This window comes from Vibrio sp. Vb1337, assembly GCF_033338715.1.
Lineage (GTDB): Bacteria > Pseudomonadota > Gammaproteobacteria > Enterobacterales > Vibrionaceae > Vibrio > Vibrio alginolyticus.
The window spans coordinates 1-1,116 of sequence record NZ_JAWOTD010000219.1 but is presented as its reverse complement, the minus strand read 5'-3'; the positions used below and the strand labels follow the sequence as shown (position 1 = coordinate 1,116).

Annotated in this window: 2 protein-coding genes; both read right to left on the bottom strand. The window is 46.3% G+C overall.

The genetic code is table 11. The features are described 5' to 3' along the window. Positions 1 to 128: 128 nt before the first annotated feature. A complete protein-coding gene (locus R7E42_RS25170; RefSeq protein WP_005457718.1) occupies positions 129 to 572 on the bottom strand; it encodes a DUF2069 domain-containing protein in 444 nt (147 codons plus the stop codon). A 52-nt stretch (positions 573 to 624) separates the two neighbouring features. Then, positions 625 to 1,116 (bottom strand): NAD(P)H-dependent oxidoreductase (locus R7E42_RS25165; protein WP_318073262.1); only part of this gene is annotated, 492 nt, incomplete at its 5' end.

Below are 1,116 nucleotides of genomic sequence, written 5' to 3'. Positions count from 1 at the left end.
CCTCAAGTGCAAGATCAATACGATCTGATTTATGAGTGGAATTCTACTTCGCAAAGTTAATCTGCGTTTGAGCATAGAATAAAGAAAGAGTCGCAATTGCGACTCTTTTTGTTTTTGAATCAGAGAAGTTACTTATTGAACTTCGCTTTTTCTTCTTTTTCTACTTGTGACAAGCGTTTGAGTTTAAGGCCTAGCTCTTTTCCTCGAGCACGAGCAAACAAAATATTGCCAGCAAAACCAAGAGAGGTAAGCACCAGCTCAACCGCTGCCAACCACCGTTCACCACCGTCCACGTACAAGATAGTGAGGGCGTGCAAGAAATACAGCATCAAGACAAAGTTCGCCCATGCATGCGTGTAAGGTTTGCCCGCTAAGATGCCAGGTAACGGTAGCAATAACGGAATACACCATGCAATCGCGAGTGTTGTGCTACTCAGATGAGGGTGAGGAGATAAAGCGAGTTGCCAAATCGCGACCCATGCTAATAAAGCTAAGTTGCCGAACAAAGCGAGGTAGCGATACGTTTTTGCTTGAGCACCAAGAGGTGGTTGTTCTTCGAAAGAGTCAGACATCGATTCTCTATCCTTGAATTGATACCAATTCTACTGATTATTAATACTGGTATTAGTGACAAGCTTTGAGCTTTAACGCTGCTGTTGCTAGTCGTTTACCTAATTGTTGTGCCAGGCGAGTCTCCTCCGCTGTGAGACTTGGTTCGTGTCCTACACTGCTGGCACCGTAGGGCGTGCCACCAGATTGGGTCGAATGCAGCTCTGGTTCAGCGTAAGGAATACCAAGTACCATCATCCCGTGATGCAGTAGTGGCGTCATCATGCTTTGAAGTGTGGTCTCCTGACCGCCATGCATCGAAGATGATGAGGTAAATACACAAGCTGGCTTATCGATTAAGTCACCGCTGACCGACAAAGGGGTGGTTTGATCCCAAAAGTGCTTTAAAGGCGCTGCCATATTGCCAACCCAAACGGGCCTACCGAACGCTAGACCGTCGCACTTTTTCAGTTCCTCTAGAGGAACAATTGGATCGGAAGGGGTATGTGAGTGAGGTGACAATTCTTCAACTGTACGCAAAATTGCTTGGCATTGAGGAGTCGATTC